Annotated in this window: 13 protein-coding genes; 6 read left to right on the top strand and 7 right to left on the bottom strand. The window is 69.6% G+C overall.

Translation table 11 applies throughout. The features are described 5' to 3' along the window. Positions 1 to 118: 118 nt before the first annotated feature. From rocD to ABTV68_RS02980, 3 genes are all read right to left on the bottom strand, one after another. Positions 119 to 1,330, bottom strand: a complete 1,212-nt coding sequence (gene rocD, locus ABTV68_RS02990) for an ornithine--oxo-acid transaminase (protein ID WP_433676139.1) — start codon at positions 1,328 to 1,330, stop codon at positions 119 to 121. Continuing rightward, a complete protein-coding gene (gene ddaH, locus ABTV68_RS02985) occupies positions 1,327 to 2,208 on the bottom strand; it encodes a dimethylargininase (RefSeq protein ID WP_433676138.1) in 882 nt (293 codons plus the stop codon). The genes rocD and ddaH overlap by 4 nt, the downstream gene beginning before the upstream one ends. A gap of 235 nt (positions 2,209 to 2,443) precedes the next feature. Further along, complete coding sequence (locus ABTV68_RS02980) at positions 2,444 to 6,217, bottom strand: proline dehydrogenase family protein (protein WP_433676137.1); 3,774 nt, start codon at positions 6,215 to 6,217, stop codon at positions 2,444 to 2,446. Between the two features lie 337 nt (positions 6,218 to 6,554). Between ABTV68_RS02980 and ABTV68_RS02975 the strand changes: the two genes are divergently transcribed. From ABTV68_RS02975 to ABTV68_RS02960, 4 genes are read left to right on the top strand one after another with little or no spacing between them, the layout of a single operon-like run. Further along, positions 6,555 to 9,116: a LuxR C-terminal-related transcriptional regulator gene (locus ABTV68_RS02975; protein ID WP_433676136.1), complete on the top strand. Its 2,562-nt coding sequence runs from the start codon at positions 6,555 to 6,557 to the stop codon at positions 9,114 to 9,116. 60 nt (positions 9,117 to 9,176) lie between these two features. Continuing rightward, a complete protein-coding gene (locus ABTV68_RS02970) occupies positions 9,177 to 9,938 on the top strand; it encodes a hypothetical protein (RefSeq protein WP_433676135.1) in 762 nt (253 codons plus the stop codon). After that, positions 9,935 to 10,507, top strand: coding sequence for a hypothetical protein (locus tag ABTV68_RS02965; protein WP_433676134.1), 573 nt, complete (start codon positions 9,935 to 9,937; stop codon positions 10,505 to 10,507). The genes ABTV68_RS02970 and ABTV68_RS02965 overlap by 4 nt, the downstream gene beginning before the upstream one ends. Continuing rightward, a complete protein-coding gene (locus ABTV68_RS02960) occupies positions 10,504 to 11,073 on the top strand; it encodes a hypothetical protein (protein ID WP_433676133.1) in 570 nt (189 codons plus the stop codon). Before ABTV68_RS02965 ends, ABTV68_RS02960 begins: the two co-directional genes overlap by 4 nt. Here the strand turns inward: ABTV68_RS02960 and ABTV68_RS02955 are convergent. Together ABTV68_RS02955 and ABTV68_RS02950 are read right to left on the bottom strand one after the other, a co-directional pair. After that, a complete protein-coding gene (locus ABTV68_RS02955) occupies positions 10,960 to 12,270 on the bottom strand; it encodes a hypothetical protein (protein ID WP_433676132.1) in 1,311 nt (436 codons plus the stop codon). The genes ABTV68_RS02960 and ABTV68_RS02955 overlap by 114 nt on opposite strands. Positions 12,271 to 12,294: 24 nt before the next feature. Continuing rightward, complete coding sequence (locus ABTV68_RS02950) at positions 12,295 to 12,855, bottom strand: acyl-CoA thioesterase (protein ID WP_433676131.1); 561 nt, start codon at positions 12,853 to 12,855, stop codon at positions 12,295 to 12,297. Between the two features lie 110 nt (positions 12,856 to 12,965). Between ABTV68_RS02950 and ABTV68_RS02945 the strand changes: the two genes are divergently transcribed. Beyond that, a complete protein-coding gene (locus ABTV68_RS02945) occupies positions 12,966 to 13,472 on the top strand; it encodes an N-acetyltransferase family protein (RefSeq protein WP_433676130.1) in 507 nt (168 codons plus the stop codon). Position 13,473: 1 nt separating this feature from the next. Next, positions 13,474 to 14,226 (top strand): coenzyme F420-0:L-glutamate ligase, encoded by a 753-nt coding sequence (gene cofE / locus ABTV68_RS02940; RefSeq protein WP_433676129.1) that lies wholly within the window; start codon positions 13,474 to 13,476, stop codon positions 14,224 to 14,226. A 212-nt stretch (positions 14,227 to 14,438) separates the two neighbouring features. Here cofE and ABTV68_RS02935 read toward each other — a convergent pair whose 3' ends face one another. Together ABTV68_RS02935 and ABTV68_RS02930 are read right to left on the bottom strand one after the other, a co-directional pair. Continuing rightward, positions 14,439 to 16,373, bottom strand: coding sequence for a cytochrome b/b6 domain-containing protein (locus tag ABTV68_RS02935; protein ID WP_433676128.1), 1,935 nt, complete (start codon positions 16,371 to 16,373; stop codon positions 14,439 to 14,441). A gap of 5 nt (positions 16,374 to 16,378) precedes the next feature. Beyond that, a complete protein-coding gene (locus ABTV68_RS02930; RefSeq protein ID WP_433676127.1) occupies positions 16,379 to 17,359 on the bottom strand; it encodes an electron transfer flavoprotein subunit alpha/FixB family protein in 981 nt (326 codons plus the stop codon). Between the last annotated feature and the right edge of the window lie 7 nt (positions 17,360 to 17,366).

Below are 17,366 nucleotides of genomic sequence, written 5' to 3'. Positions count from 1 at the left end.
CATCGGTCCCGTCTCACGGCGCGGGCCGCGCGCCACAATCAGGGAAAAAATCAGGGTCCCCGGAAACCACGATCCGCGGCCCCGGAGAACCGGAACCGCGGATCGGAGGGTACGTCGCTCAGTCGCCGAGCACGAGGTGCAGCTGCTCGACCGCCCAATCCAGTTCGGTGGCGCGCACCACGATCGGCGGTGCGATCCGCACGGTCTGGCCGTGGGTGTCCTTCACCAGCACGCCGCGCTCGAGCAGCTTCTCGGCGATCTCGCGTCCGGTGCCGCGGGCGGGATCGATGTCGACGCCTGCCCACAGCCCCGCCACGCGCACGGCGGTGACGCCGTGGCCGACCAGAGCGTGCAGCTTCTCGGACAGGTGCTCCCCCAGGGCACGCGCGCGCTCCTGGAACTCACCGGTGGCGAGCATCGAGACCACCTGCAGTCCGACCGCTGCCGCGAGCGGGTTCCCGCCGAACGTCGAGCCGTGCTCTCCGGGTCGGATGACGCCGAGCACATCGGCGTTGGCCGCGACCGCCGATACCGGCAGCACGCCGCCACCGAGCGCCTTGCCCAGCAGGTACACGTCGGGGACGACGCCCTCGCGGTCGCACGCGAAGGTGGTGCCCACGCGTGCGAGGCCCGACTGGATCTCATCGGCGATGAAGAGCACGTTGCGCTCCGCGGTGATCTGACGGATCTCCCGCAGGTAGCCGTCCGGCGGAATGATCACACCGGCCTCGCCCTGGATCGGCTCGACCAGCACAGCGACGGTGTCGTCGTCGATGGCCGTACGGATCGCCTCGGCGTCCCCGAAGGGGACGCGCACGAAGCCCGGCGTGAAGGGACCGAAGCCCTCACGGGCGGTGGGGTCGTCGCTGAAGCTCACGATCGTGGTGGTGCGGCCGTGGAAGTTGCCGTCGGCCACGATGATCTTCGCCCGCCCCTCGGCGACGCCCTTCACGCGGTAGCCCCAGGCGCGCGCCACCTTGATGCCCGTCTCCACGGCCTCGGCGCCGGTGTTCATCGGCAGCACGAGATCCTTGCCGCAGAGCACGGCGAGCGCCTCCGCGAACGGTCCGAGCTGATCGTTGTGGAACGCCCGGCTGGTGAGCGTGAGGCGATCCAGCTGGCGGTGGGCCGCCGCGAGGATCGCCGGGTGGCCGTGCCCGAAGTTCAGCGCCGAGTATGCCGACAGCAAGTCCAGGTACCGCTTACCCTCGACATCCGTGACCCACGCACCCTCGCCGTGCGAGACGGAGACGGGAAGCGGGTGATAGTTGTGCGCGAGGTGATCCTCGCCCGGGAAGACGGCCTCCGAGGTGGCGACGGTGTCGGTCATGCTCGCGCCCCGCGCAGTTCCAGGGTGCAGCACTTGATGCCGCCGCCGCCGAGCAGGAGCTCGGACAGGTCGACCAGGTGCGGAACGTAGCCGCGCTCGCGCAGCTGCTTCTCGAAGCCGGTGGCACGCGGGGAGATGATCACGTTGCGTCCGTCGCTGGCGGAGTTCAGGCCGAACACGGCACCGTCCTCGTCAGAGACCAGGATCGCGTTCGGGAAGCGCTCGGCGAGGATCGCCTGGCTGCGCTCGTCGAAGGCGTGCGGAAGGTAGGCCACACCCACCTCGGCGCCGGGCTCGACGACCGGGTCGAGGATCGCGAGGGCTGTGTCCAGGTGGTAGAAGCGCGGATCGATCAGCGTGAGGGAGACCACCTCACGACCGAAGATCTCGCGGAGTTCGTCCTGGCTGGCGTCGCTGGAGCGGAAGCCCACGCCGGCGAGGATCACGTCGCCGGCGAGCAGGAAGTCACCCTCGCCCTCGTTGGTCTCGCGCGGCTCGCGGGTGTCGTAGCCCTGCTCGCGGAACCAGTCGATGAAGGCAGGCCCCTCACCCTGACGCTCAACGAAGCGGAACTTCGGCCCGTAGGCGATGCCGTCGATCAGGAAGCCCCCGTTGGCGGTGTAGACCATGTCCGGGTAGCCGGGCAGCGGATCGATCAGCTCGACCTCATGACCGAGCTCCAGGTACAGGTCGTAGAGCTTCTGCCACTGCGCCACGGCCTTCGCGGTGTCGGTGGGCTTCGCGGGGTCCATCCACGGGTTGATCGTGTAATCCACCGTGAAGTGCTCGGGCCGGCACATCAGGTAGCGACGGTGCTGCGCCACCCGTTCGGGGGCGAGTGCGACCGTGGTGGACGGGGCGGTTTCCTGCGTCGACATATGTCTCCTCATGAGAGTGCGGCGGACGCTGTCCAGGGGCTCGGCGGAGCTGTGTGAAGCCGACGATCCGAGCACGCCGAGTCCAGTATCCCAAACCGATGGCCGTCGCGGAAGCAGGGATCTCCCGAAGCCCCGCGGGGCGCAGTCGGGAGATGGAAAACGCCGCCCAGATGACGATCCGCGCGGCGTTTTCCATCTCCGCTCGGAGCACTGCTCCGCCCGTACCGCGAAGACGCTAGATGACAGCGGCCGAGAAGGTGTCGATGCGACCGCCTCGGTGGGCGGTGAGGGAGATCGCCTGCTCGCGCAGGTACGGCAGCAGCTCGAGCCGGCCCGCCGTGGTGACCTCGTCCGCGAACACCGTGACGGGCGCCTGCGCGGTGGCCTCCCGTAGCAGCGATACCGCCTCGTTGGCGACCGCCCCGATCACACGAACGCGGCGCACACCCGTCTGGCGAACCCGCTCGACCCACTGTGCGTCGTCCTCGACGAAGACCGGAATTCCCTGCTCCGCCAGCGCATGGCGGACGCCCGCGGGCAAGCCGACCGGACGCGAGAGTGTCACGTCGCTGCCCGTTCGCACTGCCGCCACGAGACTGCGGACGATGTCTCCCACAGCGGCATCGTCCGTCGCGCGAACCGCGACCTCCGTGCGTCGGTAGCGCAGCAGGTGACGCTCGAAGCGTAGACCCGACGCGTCCTTCACCCGCCCGAACTCACGATCCCAGGCAACCGCGTCCGAGAGCGCGCCACGACGCACCGCGTCGAAGGAGGTGTAGTCGAGGTCGGGCTGGGCGGCTTCGATGATCGCCACGACGCGAGCATCGAGACCGCGCAGGTGAAGCGTCGAGGATGGCGCTCCCCCCGCGGTCGCACGCCACGTTCCGAATCCGATGAGGTGGTGGGGCCCGCCGCTCGCCGCAATCGCGCCGACCTCGGTCCACGAATGCACGGGGCGACGCTGCGCTCGCGCCCCCGTGGTGGGTCGATTGACCACGAGCGCCGCCGAATGAGCCGTCTCGAGCCAGTGTGCGAGGTCGACTGGGTCCTGCGTGTGCAGCCCCGCGACGCGGGCGGTGGGCAGCGCGTTCTGCAGTTCGACGGCCTCCGCAAGGGTGGACACCGTCACGACAGCGAGCACGGGAGCGGCCACCGCACGCGTCAGCAGGAGCGAACTGGCCCGCACCCCGCCGAGGATGCCGGGAGTCCACAACCGGTCATCGATGCGACGCGGCTCCAGCCACCAGGACTCGCCCTCGGCCGGCTGTGTGAGAGCGGCCAGCTCATCTCCATCGGCAGCGGCCGCGAGCGGTCCCACCACGGCTCGCGGATCTTCGGGGTGTCCGACGTTCAGCGAGCGAGCCCCGTCGACGAGAGCGTCGATGAAGCGTCGAGATCGTCCCACCGAGCCGACGAGAACGACCGCCGCGGTGGCGTCCGGGCCCTGTCCCGCGCGGGAGAACGCGCCGACGACGACGTCAGCGGCTGCGCGGTCCAGGTCCGCGGACGGTGTCACGATCACCGCGTTGACTCCGGGCCCCCGATCAGCGACAACGGTGGTGGGAGCAGGCAGGGCATCCCGAGCTCCGACGCGAACGAGCCGGTCGATGCTCTCGACCGCGAGCACTTCCCGATCCGTTCCTTCGACCACAGCGAGGAGTCCGTCAGGCAGATCCGCCTCGTGCAGCACCTGGTGGATCATCAGGAGCTGCTCGCGCGAGATGCGGGTGGCGAGCACGATCACGCCGGATCCGGCAGCGAGCGCTGCGAACATCTCGGCGGCGACCTCGGCTGCGCTGGCCGCACCGTGAACCGATACGGCGGTCACGTGCGCGGGTACGAACACCGCGCCGCTGACGGCGTCGAGTTCCCGAGCCAGCGAGGCGGCATGCGCGGCGGCGTCGATCACGGCGGTCGCGTCGGCGTCAGCATCGACGAAAAGTGCGGCACTCGCGCGAGCGATGAACTCACCACGTTGTGCATCGAACAACAGCGCGAACCGTCGGAGCACCGCCGAGCGCTCCGTCGCCGGGAGCGCACGCCAGTCCTCGGCGGAATCATGCACGGTGCGCACCGTCGCCTCGAGGTCGCCGGACTCGGCGTCGTCTTCTGCGGGGACGCCCGCATCGATCATCTGGGCGATCACCCCACGTGCCCACTCCCGGTTCGCGGCGGTGCTGGGATCACTCACAGGCGCGTTGCGGAAGCCGGGGGCACCCAGCGCACCGCCGGGGTTCTCCCGTGCTGAGAACACCGCCGTCTCCACGAACGGCGCGCCGCCGAAAAGAAGGCCCTCGGCGGGCGCGATCGGGCTGGTGTCGGTAGCGGCCGAGGCACGCGCGATGCCGATCACCTCCTGCGTGAGTCCCGATTCGTCGTTCGTTGCCGGCGCACGCACCAGGCGGGTGTCGGCGGACGCTTCGGGATGAGCGCGATCCTGCACCCGCCGCGGACCGGTCACGATCGCGCCGGCGCGTTCGACCGCAACCCGCAGCGCAGCCGCCGCGCGCTCGCGCGATTCGCCGTCGTCAACCACCGCGACCGCAGCGCTGAGCGCTCCGCCTTCTTCGCGCTCATCCAGCAGTGCGGAGAGCATCACCGCGACATCGACTCCCGAGTCCGCAAGCAGGACCGGCACGCTCAGCACCACGCCGGGAACATCGGCAAGGATCGCACGCTCCTGGGCCGGCAGCACGCCCGGGTGCACATGCAGCCCGATGGTGCGCTCGGCACGCGCCGCGAGCACGCGCGCGTATGCGAGGACGTACGGATCGAACGTGTCGAGCACCAGGCTGACACCGCTGTCCGCGTCCGGTGCCAGTGCCTCACGGATCAGTCCGATCGCATTCGCCCGAACGTCCTCGATGGTGTCGTACACCGCGAGCGGCCAGCCGCCGATCGCGGCCTCCACGCGCTCGCGGGGATCGATGCCCATGTGGATGCGCACGGCCAGCGGCGCGGCGTCACCGATGTCTCGGCTACGGGCCCACGCCGCCAGCTGCTGCAGGGTGGGCAGAGCATCCGGCAACGCAGCCGAGAAGGCGATGCCCAGGAGGGCCGAGGCCTGAGCAGGCTCCTCCAGGGCCTGGATCAGAACGGCGACGGCGAGATCCAGCTCCGAGGCGAGCTCGACCTCGAGCGTGAGAGCGGTGCCGGTCGCCAGCGCGGACTCGATCAGGGGTCGCAGGCGAGCGGTCGTCGCGTCGACCTGATCGTCGAAGGCCCAGGGCAGCTCCGGACCACGCACCAGCGCGAGCGGCACCGCGACAGCCGTCACATCGTCACGCTGGATGAGCTCGACGACCTGCTCCAGGCGGGCATTCAGACGCTCCATCCCGGTGATCGGTACACTCGGCACGCGCAGCTCCATCGGCCGCTCCGTGCCGTATCGCTCCCGCAGTGCGGCGATCGACGTGGCGATCCGGCGTCCGTCGATGCTCAGCGGCGCGATGCGCTCCCGCAGCAGCCGACGTGACAACGGAACCACCGGGGCGGGCAGCACGGGGGCGACCGCGGCTCCGACTCGCACCGCACCGCGAAGGTGCCACGGGAGCGCGGCGGGAACGTCGGTACCGAGTCTGTGCAGATTGCCCGCCGCCGCGGACAGGCTCTCCGGGCGCAGCACGCCGTCCACGAACGCCCGAGCGAAGGCGACGCCGTCGGCATCGGCCAGCACTTCGGCGATGCGCGGCTCATCGGACGCCGCCGCCGTGCTGAGCCACGCGGTCGCCGTGGTGATCGCCTCGTCGACGACGGCGTCGCTCACGAGGGCGGTGGAGGTGGCGGCGATGGTGGCGTCATCCGCATCCACGTCCGGGCCCTCGCCCTCGCCCTCGCCCTCGGCAGAATCCATCTGGTGGGAGTCAGGACGGGCTTCGTCGACCGCAGCCGGATCGCCGTCGGTCTGGTTCTCGTCGGTGAGGGCCTCAGTAGCGGCGATCTCGCCGTCCGAGTCACGAGGGTCGTGCGCGCGCTCACGATCGCTGTGGGGGACGACGTTCTCGGCCATGAGCCCAGCCTACGAGCGGCCGAATCAGGGCCCGGGAGCCGCGGGCGTGTCGATTCTTCGCATCCGCCGAGTACCGACCCGCGCAGAGGCCTGAAAACTACGTAGACGGCAAGAGCAAACTACGCAGAGGAGGGTTCGGAAACACCCGATATGGTCCGGTTTCCACCGAACCCATAGCGTAAGCGGTCGGCATTCACTACTGTCCTGCTCAGATGAACTGCAGCGTGACTGCAGCAGGATTTCTCGTCGAGTACCCGCTCGAGCCGCGAACAGGCCCCCCGAAGCCTGGTCCGGTACTTTTCCTTCGTCCACGTCGATGCCCCCCGAGAATCGACCGATGATGCTTGTTCACGATCATTCTTCTGCTGTACCCGGCCCGCGCCGCTCCCCGATCCCGACGCAACCGCACCCTCCGGTCCCGCCCGCGACACCGGCGACAGCTCCCAGCGGCGGTCGCCTGCCCGAACTCGATGCCGCCCTTGCGCTGGTGTCAGACGGCCGGGACGTCGTCTGCGAGGGCGAAGCCGGAATGGGCGCGCACGCGATGCGACGCGCCGCAGCCGAGCGCGCCCGCGCCCTCGGCTGGCTCGTCGCGACCGCTGCAACCGCCACGGTGTCCCCGGACCTCCCACGGACGATCATCATCGATGATCTGGACCGGCTGTCCACCACCGAGATCGGCGCAGTGCGCGCTGGCCAGGCTCAGGGCGCGCGCCTGCTGGCCACGCGGCGGCCGCCGCGCCCCTTCGCACCGCAGCAGAGCCGCGGGGTCGCGGATCTCGCACGCGATGCCGTGATCATCACGCTGGCACCGCTGACCCGCGACCAGAACCAGATCCTCCTCGAGGAACTGCACGGCGACGGCACGCTGACGCGATTCCTGAGCACGGCGGAGCGGGACTGGATCTGGGTCACGAGCGGAGGCTTTCCGGCGCTCGCCACGGCGCTGGCGCACGACGTGGAAGAGGCGCCGGTGACCGAGGGTGTGCTGAGCCGACTCTCCCGCCGCACGGTCATCGCCGCCGCGGACATCATCGCGACGCTCCCCGCAGCGCTCCAGCGACTGGCCGCGCAACTGGTTCCTCTCGTGGGAGTCGGTATGGATCGACTCGCCCGAACCTTCAACGCGACGGAACTCGGGCTGCTGCTGGAGACCAGCGTGATCTCGGAGCACAACGGGCTGCTGTGCGTTCCCCCGCCGTTGCGCGCGGCACTGCAGCTCCTGGACGGCCCGGATGTGCAGCCCCTGACGCGCAGCGTGATCGCCGACATCTGCACCTCCGTACGCATCTCCGCCAGGTGCCTGGAGACCGAACTCGATCTCGCCGCCAACGCTCTTGCCGCCGACGCCGTGCTCCGCGCCGCGGTGCCGGAAAGCGCGCACCGCGCGGTCCTGCGCGTGGCGATGTGGTTGGCGCGTCGTCGCGGTGACATCGACGAGGCGGCAGCCCTGGGACGTCGGCTGCTGACGCTGCTCGGTGACGCACCGGATGCCACCGCCCTCATCGTCGCGCAGGGAGTCCCCGACGCCCTGACCTCGTACGCCACCCACTTCACCGATGATCCCGAGCGGGCCGACGGTCTCACTGGGAGCTGGAACTGGGCCTGGCTGCAGTGTCTGCAGCTCCCCCTCACCGGATCCGTCCCGGGTGCCGAAGCCATCTGCCTGCGCGTCGCTGAATCGCTGGCAGACCCCGAACGCGGATACGCCCGAGCACTCGCCCGCACGATTCATGCCGCCGCTCTGTTGGACGAGGGTCGTCTCGATGACGCGGCCACCGGAGCAGAAGAAGTGCTCCGCGATGAGCATGCCGGCCCTATCGCGACCATGCGCGCCCATCTCGTTCTCGTGGCGGTGGCCGCGTGCCGCCTCCATCCGGCCCTGGTCGAATCGCGCTGTCGACGTCTCGCCGCGGCCGCCCAGGCTGCCACCGTGCTGCCGGGCCTGGGTGGGGACCTCGCCCGGCGTCAGGCGCTGGATGCGCTGCTCACGGGCGCGCTCGCCTGCGCCTCCGTGGGCATCCGACCACCCTCGGAGGCGAACGCCGTGATCGAGGCCCTCGCGCATCGCGCCCTCCGGCTCACCGATACGGCGGCGGTCGTGCGCACCACCGTCGCCCAGTTCGTCGGCGCGATCACGCGTCGCGACGAAGCGGAGATGGCGGGTCTGCTGCGTCACCTCCGTCAGGAGCGGCACACGGACCTCACCGCCTGGGTGCTGGCGGAGATCGAGGACGGCGATCTGCCCCCGCTCGGCATCGCCAGCGGACGTTTCGTGCGCTCCGGCGTCGCGCTGATGTGGATGCTCTCTCGGTCGCTGCCGGAGGGCGTCGAGGAACTGCGGCTGGCGATGGGAAAGCCGGGGGTTGCCGACACGGTACTCGGTGAGCTGACGGCCACGCTCCTCGCGTGTGTGGATGGCACCGCCGTCGCCGAGCACGTGCGCACCGCGGCTTCCCACGACCTCCCTGACGGCACGGGTCCTCGCGCCCTCCAGCTGGGTGTTGCGGGGCTGTCCGGCTCCGACCCGAGCACACTGGCTGCCGCGGCCCAGGCTTTCCTCGATCAGGGTGCTCCCGAGCTGGCGGAGCGGATGCTGGATGCCCTGGCACCACTCGTGGCGGGCGACGCCGTGCGCGAGCGCGAGCTGCGGGCCATGCAGCGAGCGACCCGGACGTCGCTGCGCGCGCAGGAAGATGCATCGGAACCGCTGACTCTCCGCGAGCGCGAGATCGCACGACTCGCCGCCGAGGGGCTGCGCAACCGCGAGATCGCGCGTCGGCTGTTCGTGTCGGTGCGCACCGTGGAGTCGCACCTGTATCGCGCGATGCGCAAGCTCAACGTCACGCGGGGGGAGCTGCGGCGTCTGGCCGATCGCAGTGATTCGCTGCTGGAGTGAGCCGTGCGTTCTCGTGCCCTCGTTCGCGGCGATGCGGAGCACGCGCTCTAGGCTGGTATCGTGACCGTCCCACCCGCTCCCGCGCGCGCGAACCGGCGTACCGCGCGCGGATCCGTATGGGTGCGAACCGCGGCCGAGAAGGTGCCCACGAAGTGGCTCACTACGGCAGGTGCCGCCGTGGTGCTGCTGGCCACCGCCGCATTCGGTGGTCTGGCCGATGCCCCCGATCGCACGCCCATGGTGGGCCTCGGTGACGTCATCGAGACCCCGGGCCTCACGCTCACCCCGATCGACGCGGAGATCCTGCCGGCGAACGAACTGATACCGGACACGACGTTCGTCCGGCTGACGTTCGACGTCCTGGTCACGGGTGATCTCCCGCTTCGCATCACGCAGAACAACCAGCCCCCGGTGGTCACGTCAGTCTTCGCCGCCCGCTCGCGTGCCGCCGCCGATCTGGACTCGGCTGTCGACGTGCTGATCCGCCCCGATGAGAGCGCGGCGGTCGATACCGGGTCCATCACTGATGCTGATCGGGACTGGGCCAACCCGCTCTTCGCCGCCAGCGCACAGCTGGGAGAGGTGCGGTTCGAAGATGTGGTCACCTACGCGTCCACACTCCAACCGGGCATCCTCTATCGCGTCAGCGTCGACTACAAGTTCGCGAAGACCTTCACCAGTGGCAGCGCCGAGATCGTGGTGTGGAACCGGGACCTGGCCCCCGGATCGGGCGTGACGGAAAGCCGTGCCGAGAAGGTCTCCCGGCGCACCACCGAGGCGGCACAGCTGACGGTTCCGCTGCGGCTTGCGGAGACGCTGTGAACGCGGCCGGGCGGTGGGTGCTGGGCGTGGGGCTCGCCGTCGCCGCGTGGGCGGTGATCTCGGCAACCCCCGACCATCGGGAGCACACCGCGGATCCGATACCCGTTCCCGCCGCTCTCGGCGAGAGCGTCGATGTCAGCGGTATGACGGTCACGGTGACGGACATCCGTGTGACCGATGGACTGGAACCCCCCGGTGGAACGGCGCTGGGAGGGCGCTGGGTCGTGCTGGAGGTGTCCGTCCTCTCCCGCGACAGCGACCTGAACAATCCTCTCGGCGGCGCAACGATGCAGCTGAACGACACGCTCGTCACGGCGTCCGATCTCATCCCGTCGGAGGACCGTCTCGACCGCGCCGCCCCGCGCACGGGCCTCGTGGTGAGCGGTTCGATCCTCTTCCAGGTGCCGCCGGACGCGCCGCTGGGTGAGGCGACGATCCTCCTCTCCCGCCGGGAGGCGTCCGAGTCCGGTGTGTGGGCCGATGATCAGGCCCAACTGGACGTGGACCTGGGCGGGATCGCGATCCAGCAGGATCTGGCCTTCGACGCACCGACGGTGGCGGCACCATGAGCGCGGGCGGCACGGACTCCTGGTGGGGGCGAAATCGACGTCCGCTCGGCGCACTCATCCTGGGATTGATCGCGGCCGCCGGCATGTTCACCGTCGTCGACGTGCTGCCCGAGGTCCAGGCCGAAGGCGCTGTCGAGTTTCACACAGCGGATTCGGCCGAGGAAACGGTGACGGTGGGCGAGAGCTCCATCGGTCCCGTCGTCAGTCAGTTCTTCCCCGACGACGTCGTGGCGTTCTTGAATCCTCCACCGGGGTCGCAGTCGATGTGGGTGACCGTGCAGGTCGAGAACGCTCCACCGAACTGCACGCTTCGCCTCACCGAGGTGGACGGGCAGCGACGCACCTGGTTGAGCGCGATTCCCCTGCTCGCGTGGGATGCACCGGAGGACAGTCCGGCAACCTGTGAGTTCGGCAGGCAGGGCGAGGATTATCGGCTCATCACCGCCTTCGCCCTACCGCAGGACGCCCCCGGTCCCTTCACCCTCGACATGGTCGTCAACGACTACGAGGACCTGGTCGTCCGTGTCGGCCGTTTCACCATCGCCCCGACGCTCGCGGAGGGCTGACAGCGCGGTGTCGTACCCCGCGCTCACCAACGCGATGCGGATCGGCTCACACAGGACGGGCGCGATGAACAGGATGGCCGCGCCGAACATCGTCCAGTACAGCTGGTCGTGCGCCCCGAACAGCCGAGGGACAACGATCTGCAACCACTCGCTCCCCCAGCGCCAGAGCGCATAGGCGAGCACGAACCCGCCAACGAACACGGGGCCGGCACGCAGCATCATCACCAGTGCCGACCAGATCGGGGTCACGCGCGACGTTATGGGCTCGAACAGGTCTGCAATCCGGCGGCGCACGGGCTCCTTTATCCGCTGCGTGATCCGACGCGCACGCACCAGCGCCTTCACACGCAGTTTCGGTGCCTCCGCCACGATCGCCTGTCCATAGATCACACCCGCGATCGTCAGCCAGGAGATCGGCAGCAGCACGACGTCCGCCACCTGTGTGGTGAAGGTGCCAAACCCTTCCCACAACACCGCCACGAAAGAGAGGTGCATGGCAAACCAGTCGCCGATGTCCTGCGCCCAGACGGCCGCCACTCGACCGTTGACCCAGGCCATGACCTCATCGACGAGGATGCCGATCACCACGACCAATCCGATCACCCACACCGCTTCGACGTAGACCCCCGCGGGTGTCAGCCAGCGCGGAACGCGCTCCGCGTGGCGCTTCCAGAGCAGCCGAAGGCCGTAGGCGAGCAGCACGGCGGCGAGCGTGAACGGGTTGACGAAGGCGACATCGCCCGAACCGGCGACCACCTGAGTGATGTTCTCCGCTCCCTGGGTGATGAGCACGTCGATGCGGCCGCGCTTCACCTCCTCCGCCACCTGCAGGAAGGCGATCATGTCGGCGTTGAGGAAGCGTGCCGTCGCGTAGAACGCGAAGTAAGGCAGCATGCCCGCGAACAGCGCCTCACGGAACGACCGACGCCGTTCGGCGGGATCCACCGGTTGCGGAGCAACACCGGTGAGCGTCGGGAGCGCGTCCCGAACCACGAGGAACATGCCCACGAAGCCAACCAGATTGGCGATCATCGCGATGGGCATCATGGCGTACCCGGCCACGGTGTTGTACCCGGCCACCCAGCCGGCGAACTGGATCCAGCCGTCGTGCACCACGCGGCCACCGACGTACCAGGCCATCATCACGGGCCAGTGCTGCCACAGCACTCGGCCGAACACGGCAATGAAAGACCTCATATCCGTGAGGTTACCGGCGCGAAGTCACGACCACGTACTGGGAGCGGGCCGTCGTGTCGACGGCAGGCGCGACTCGCGCATCCAGTCCTCGATCCACTCCGCGATGTCCGGCAGGCCCTCGGGTCGTCCGATCGCCGCAAACAGCTCCTCGTGCGGCACGGTGCCGCCAGAACGCCGGACCATCCGCGCGCCCACGATCGCGCGGGCGTAGATCTCCCCCTTCACCACCACGCGGTGCTCGAGGAAGATGGCGCGATCATCGTGACCGAGCAGGCGCGACTCGATGTCGAATCGCTGCCCGAGGGTGAGGGACTTGCGGAAGGTGATGGTCTCCGCGGACACCACGGCGTACCAGCCGTGTTCCTTCATCGCGTCCATGAGGCCCGTACGCACCAGCAGATCCCAGCGACCGAGATCCATCAGCGAGAGGTAGCGACCGTTGTTCATGTGGCGGAGCAGATCCAGATCCGTCGGCAGCGTCGTGACGCGAACAGTGGACACGTCCCGAGGCCCGAGAGCGTTGCCGCGGCGCAGCGAGAGCCGCGCGCGGAGCATGGTGATGAGGGTCCGCCAGATGAGGTTCACGATCCGCGATGCTACCCGTCCCGGCTGGGCGGCGGGGCACGGGGCGTGCGCGATGCATGCGCATGACGGGCGGATTTCTCCCCGGCGCAGTTGCGGGTTAGAGTCTCGCCATGGCAGCTGAGCTCCACACCGACACCGTTGTCCGTCCGGTTCGCGTAAGCGATGCCGAAACCCTCGGCCGCGTCCACGCGACCTGCTGGCACGAGACCTACGACCACCTCATCAGCAAGGCCACTCTCGAGAACATCTCGACCAAGCGCCTCGCGGAACTCTGGACCGGCTGGGCGGCCCAGGGTCCCGAATTCCGCTGCTACGTCGCCCTCGACGGCAGCGAGATCGTCGGCTTCGCCGGATCCGGCCCCGCGCGTGACGCCGAGGCTCCTGCCGAACGCGAGCTGATCTTCATCTATCTCCTCGCCGCCTACCAGGGCACCGGCACCGGGCAGAAGCTGTTCGACGCCGTGGTCGGGAAGGATGAGGCGGTCTACCTCTGGGTGGCAGAGGACAACCCCCGCGCGCACCGCTTCTATCAGCGCAACGGGCTCGCCCTCGATGGCGCCTCGCAGGAGGAGCCCTTCCTCGGCGAGACCATCACCGAGGTGCGCTTCGTCCGCTGACGTGCTCCAGGCATGGGCACCGGACGGGATCGGTGAGATCATCGCGGGCACGGATCTCGTCGAGGTGATCCGTGCCGCGGTCGGCGACGATCTCCGCAACGGCGACATCGTCGTGGTGACGTCCAAGATCGTCTCCAAGGCCGAGAACCGCTTCGTCCGTGCCGACGATCGTGAGGACGCGATCACGGCCGAGACGGTGCGGGTGGTCGCCTCACGTACATCGCCCACCGGGCACACCACGCGCATCGTGGAGAACCGTCTGGGCATCGTGTCGGCGGCGGCGGGAGTGGACGCGTCCAACACGCCGCACGGCACGGTGCTGCTGCTTCCCGAAGACCCCGACCGCTCGGCGCGCGCGATCGCCGCGGGCCTGCGCGAGCGGACGGGTGCATACGTCGGCGTCCTCGTCTCCGACACCCTGGGCCGCGCCTGGCGTGAGGGTCAGACCGATCACGCCATCGGTGCCGGCGGCGTGCGCGTGTTCGAGGACATGCGCGGCGGTGTCGATGCCGAAGGCCGACCGCTGGTGGTCACGATGCCCTGTGTGGCGGACGAGCTCTGCGCCACCGCGGACCTGGTGAAGGGGAAGGCCGGACGACGTCCGGTGGCCGTCGTGCGGGGCCGTGCGGACCTCGTCGGCGAGCTGGATCTGCCCGGCGCCCGCAGCATCGTCCGCCCCGCCGAGCGCGACATGTTCCACCTCGGCTCTGCGGAGGCCTACGCCGCCGGCCTCGCCGCGGGCCAGGGCCGGTGAGACGCCGGGTGCCCACCGCCGCGTGAGCGCCTCACCCCGCCCCGGTTGCTGAGCGAGACGACTTGTCGACGTCTTGCTGCCGCGTGGTCTCAGATTCTGCGGATCTCCCCGCACCCCGCCGCAGATTGTGAGACCACCGGTGCCGCTGGTCTCACAAAGCGCTCGCTTCGGCGGACGCATCAGCCGGACGTGAGACCACGCTACCGCTGGTCTCAGCGCTGAGTGACGGTGCCGAACAGCTTCGCGATCGGGGCAAGCACGATCGTCCGCGATGCGGCCACCGCACCGACGATCACGACCATGCCGGCGAAGAAGATCCAGAACCCGTTCCAGTTCACCTCGTCGGTGCCGCCGAACATGTGGTTCAGGTTGCGCAGCGCACCGGTCGCGAACACGAGCACCACGTGGATCACGATGAAGATCACGAAGTACAGCATCACCGGGAAGTGGATCGCGCGGGCGATCTCCACCGGGTAGGCCTTGTTCAGCGCCTTCGCGTTCTTCGGCCAGATGCCGCTCATGCGCACACCGGTGATCGCCGCCAGCGGGGCGGCCACGAACACGGTGAGGAAGTACATGATCTGCTGCAGGCTGTTGTAGTTCACCCAGCCGTGCTCGGTCGGCCAGTCCAGCGACACGTACTGGATCCCCGCCGACAGCGCGTTCGGGAACACCTCCCAGCTGGTGGGCACGATGCGCATCCAGTGTCCGGAGGCGAACAGCAGCACGACGAAGACCAGGCCGTTCACCAGCCACAGGATGTCGAGCGACTGGTGGAACCACAGCGTCAGACTGATCTTCTGCTTGGCATCTTTCGACCAGCGCGCCCGCCAGAAGGCGTCGGGCCGACGCTCGCGACGAACGCCGAGGCCGGACCGGATGATCAGCACCATCAGGAAGATGTTGAAGAAGTGCTGCCACTGCGCCCACGCGGGGAAGCCGGGAGTCGCGCCTTCGGGCAGGTCGTACTCTCCCGGGTACGTCTGCAGGAAGTCGGCGATGGGGTCCAGCGACACCAGGAAGCGTGTGACGAACACCGCGAAGTAGGCCAGCGCCAGAAGCGCACCGCCGCCGACGATCACGATTCCCGCCCACTGCGCGCGCGTGAACGCGCCGATGCGACGCGGTTCGGCCTTCTCCGGGTGCGCGAACGCATACTGGCCGGGGCGGACCGTGCGTGGGAACGGCAGCGGCGGTCGAATCTCCGCCACGGCCGTGCTGGGAGCGGTCGCGGAGGCGACCGGAGCCGATGTCACGGCGGCAGGTACGGACGCGGCAGCCGTGGCCGACGCGGACGCTACCGGTGCCGTGGTCGGAGCGGGCGTCTCGGCCACGACAGGAGCGGCCACAGGTACAACGGCCACGACCACGCCCGCGGGCGGCCAGGGCTCGCCCTCCTCGGTACGTGGTAGTCCGCGACGCAGATCCTGGCCCATGAAGGCGGACGCAGCCGCCGCGGCCCCGGCGGGCGCTGCGGCTGGCACTGTCGCCGCCGCCGGCGTCGCAACGTCAGCGGTCGTCGACGCGGCGTCCGGCACCGAGGTGGACCCGGGCGCTGCAGCAGACACCGTGGCAGCGGTGACCTGCGGCCACGGCTCACCGTCCGCTGTGCGCGGCAGTCCGCGACGCACTGCGACGCTCCGACCTGCTGCGGCCGGGGCTGCGGCGGGGTTCGAGGCAGCAGACGTGACGGACGTGTCCGTGGAGCCAGGCGTGCTTGAGGATTCAGCGGCGGCCGCCGCTGCGACGGTTGCGACCACATCGGCGGGCGGCCATGGTTCGCCCGCGGCTGTGCGCGGGAGCCCCTGTCGGATGCGAGCGGGAAACCCTGGCTGCGTCCCAGCTGGCACGGCACGCGACACAGCCGATCCCGGCACAGCTGACTCAACGGGCGCGGCTCCTGCGGTGTCGCCGTGCGGTAGCGGCGAAGCGACATCAGCTACGCCGGCCGTGCTCCCCGCCTCTGGCACGACGCCGACGACAATTCCAGCGTCGCCGCTGACCGCGACTGCCTCGGAAACCTCGTCCGCGCGAGGCGCGAGTGCGGCATCGAGAACCCCGTCCGCCACCGTCGCTTCCGCGGGCCAGGCGTCGCCACCCGCTCGCCGCGGGAGTCCGCGGCGTACCGTCGTGCCGTACGTCGCCATGCGTCCTACTTTCGTGCTTCGAGGGCCTCGATGAGCTGCGGGACCACCGTGAAGAGGTCGCCCACCACACCGAAGTCCGCGATGTCGAAGATCGGGGCGTCGGCGTCCTTGTTGATCGCGACGATGGTCTTCGCAGTCTGCATTCCCGCGCGGTGCTGGATCGCGCCGGAGATGCCGAGAGCGACATACAGCTGCGGAGAGACCGAGACGCCGGTCTGCCCCACCTGGTGCGCGTAGGGGATGTAGCCGGCGTCGACGGCCGCGCGCGAGGCACCCACGGCAGCTCCGAGGGCATCGGCGAGGCGATCGACCAGCGCGAAGTTCTCCTCCGAGCCGAGACCACGACCACCGGAGACGACACGAGCCGCGCCACGCAGATCCGGGCGGGACGACGTTGCCGTCTCCTCATCGAAAGCGGTGATGGTTCCCGCGGGGCGACCCGACGGTGCGACCTCGAGCCTCTCAGCTGCCAGCGGCTGGGCAGCCAGCCGCGCATCGACGGACCCGGCGCGCAGGGTGACCACGAGCGGTCCGAAGGTCGGGGCGGATACCGCGTTGAACGCACCACCGTAGACGGAGTGATCGGCGACGACCCCCTCCTCATCACGACGGACACCCACCGCATCCGCCGCGAGCACGGCTCCGGTGCGGATGGCGAAGCGTGCCGCGAGATCGCGACCGTCCACGGAGTTGTTGACCAGCACCGCGTCCGGTCGCACCAGAGCCGCTGCGGCGACCAGTGCATCGGCCGCGGGGATGCCGAGAGCGGTGGTGTCGGAGAGTTCGGCGATCAGCACGCGCGTGGCTCCCACCTCCGCAGCAGCCGCAGCAGCGGCGTCACCCGTACCCGGGGCGGCGATCACCAGCGCGATGGGAGTGCCGGCCTGCGCGGCGGCGCCCAGGAGCCCGGGAGCCGCCGGGCCGAGGGCGCCCGTGGGCGTGGCTTCGAGGGCGACGAGGATGGAATCTGCAGCGAAGTCGGTCATGTTCCTG

It is taken from the genome of Microbacterium gorillae (genome assembly GCF_050990725.1).
In the GTDB taxonomy this organism is placed as follows: domain Bacteria; phylum Actinomycetota; class Actinomycetes; order Actinomycetales; family Microbacteriaceae; genus Microbacterium; species Microbacterium gorillae_A.
Note: the sequence above shows the minus strand (reverse complement) of the source record. Positions and strands in the feature narration are given on the sequence as shown.

Bases quoted from the DNA above. Each gene is read 5' to 3' on its own strand.
- ddaH (WP_433676138.1), bottom strand. From the start codon at position 2,208: ATGTCGACGCAGGAAACCGCCCCGTCCACCACGGTCGCACTCGCCCCC.
- ABTV68_RS02955 (WP_433676132.1), bottom strand. From the start codon at position 12,270: ATGAGGTCTTTCATTGCCGTGTTCGGCCGAGTGCTGTGGCAGCACTGG.
- rocD (WP_433676139.1), bottom strand. From the start codon at position 1,330: ATGACCGACACCGTCGCCACCTCGGAGGCCGTCTTCCCGGGCGAGGAT.
- ABTV68_RS02935 (WP_433676128.1), bottom strand. From the start codon at position 16,373: ATGGCGACGTACGGCACGACGGTACGCCGCGGACTCCCGCGGCGAGCG.
- ABTV68_RS02980 (WP_433676137.1), bottom strand. From the start codon at position 6,217: ATGGCCGAGAACGTCGTCCCCCACAGCGATCGTGAGCGCGCGCACGAC.
- ABTV68_RS02945 (WP_433676130.1), top strand. From the start codon at position 12,966: ATGGCAGCTGAGCTCCACACCGACACCGTTGTCCGTCCGGTTCGCGTA.
- ABTV68_RS02975 (WP_433676136.1), top strand. From the start codon at position 6,555: ATGATGCTTGTTCACGATCATTCTTCTGCTGTACCCGGCCCGCGCCGC.
- ABTV68_RS02930 (WP_433676127.1), bottom strand. From the start codon at position 17,359: ATGACCGACTTCGCTGCAGATTCCATCCTCGTCGCCCTCGAAGCCACG.
- ABTV68_RS02960 (WP_433676133.1), top strand. From the start codon at position 10,504: ATGAGCGCGGGCGGCACGGACTCCTGGTGGGGGCGAAATCGACGTCCG.